This window comes from Ligilactobacillus acidipiscis DSM 15836, assembly GCF_001435755.1.
GTDB classification, from domain to species: domain Bacteria; phylum Bacillota; class Bacilli; order Lactobacillales; family Lactobacillaceae; genus Ligilactobacillus; species Ligilactobacillus acidipiscis.
The window spans coordinates 1-846 of sequence record NZ_AZFI01000317.1; the positions used below are offsets into that span (position 1 = coordinate 1).

The 846-nt window shown below is 38.4% G+C and carries 2 protein-coding genes; both read left to right on the forward strand.

Annotated features, from left to right (window positions below; translation table 11 throughout):
* Nucleotides 1–383, forward strand: a 383-nt coding sequence (locus tag FC65_RS10890) for a flagellin (RefSeq protein ID WP_268872490.1), incomplete at its 5' end; no start/stop codon positions are given.
* Nucleotides 384–572: 189 nt separating this feature from the next.
* The coding region (locus FC65_RS10895) for a flagellin N-terminal helical domain-containing protein (RefSeq protein WP_477218335.1) at nt 573–846 on the forward strand (274 nt) is incomplete at its 3' end.

Below are 846 nucleotides of genomic sequence, written 5' to 3' on the forward strand. Positions count from 1 at the left end.
TTGGTGCCAGTGAAGGACAGACCGCTGAAATTACTATTGGAAAGATGGATTCGAAAACCTTGGCTGTTGATGCAGACAGTGTCAAATTGGGAACTGCAGTTGATGCATCTGCTTCTATCAAGAAAATAACTGATGCGATCAATACAGTTTCTGACCAACGTGCAGATTTGGGTGCAGCGCAAAATGGGTTAAACCATACGATCAATAACCTGGGCACCACAACAGAAAATCTTTCTGAAGCTAATTCACGGATCGAAGACGTGGATATGGCTGAAGAAATGATGAACTTTACGAAGTCTAATATTCTTTCGCAAGCAGCAACATCAATGTTGGCTCAGGCAAATGCAATGCCAAATAGTGTTCTTTCTTTGTTACAAGGTTAATATTTCTAAACAAATTTAATTTACCCTAACGAATGATTATGTTGAAACGTATAACCGGTATGAGAACCATTATTCTTGTACCGGTTTTTTTATGTAAAAATGCTAAATTTAGGGCTTAAACATTTTAAATAAGTTCCGATAGTTATAAGTGTAAAGATATCCAACAATAAATATTTAGGGGGACTTAAAATGAGGATTAATACAAATGTTGCAGCATTGAATACTTATTCGCGTTTAACCGCTGCAAATGCTTCTAAGAGTGATTCATTAGCAAAGCTTTCGTCTGGTAAGCGCATCAACAAGGCTGGTGACGATGCCGCAGGTTTAGCTATTTCAGAAAAAATGAAGGCTCAGATTGGTGGTTTGAAACAAGCTAAGCGTAATGCCCAAGATGGGATCTCTTTGATTCAGACAGCTGAAGGTGCTTTGAGCGAAACTCATAGTATCTTGAGCCGGATGAATG